Here is a 239-nt window from a genome sequence, read left to right as displayed (position 1 = left end):
CTTCGATCTACTACCGCAAGATCCCGGTTGGCGAAGTGGTGTCCTTTGCGCTCCAGGACGATGGCAAGGGGGTAGAGATTGGCGTATTCGTGCAGGCGCCCTACGACACGTTCGTCACTGCTGACACGCGCTTCTGGAATGCCAGTGGCATCGACATGCAGATTGGTGCCAATGGCCTGAAGGTCGACACCGAATCGCTGTCGTCGATTCTGGTGGGCGGGCTGGCCTTTGGCTCGCCC

1 protein-coding gene is annotated in these 239 nt (G+C 59.8%); it reads left to right on the top strand.

The features are described 5' to 3' along the window. On the top strand, window positions 1–239 hold a 239-nt coding region (locus SB719_RS22415; protein WP_412160070.1), incomplete at both ends, for an MlaD family protein.

The sequence above is a fragment of the Pantoea sp. SIMBA_079 genome, from assembly GCF_046940275.1.
Lineage (GTDB): Bacteria > Pseudomonadota > Gammaproteobacteria > Enterobacterales > Enterobacteriaceae > Pantoea > Pantoea borealis.
This window is presented reverse-complemented; position numbering and strand designations above follow the sequence as displayed.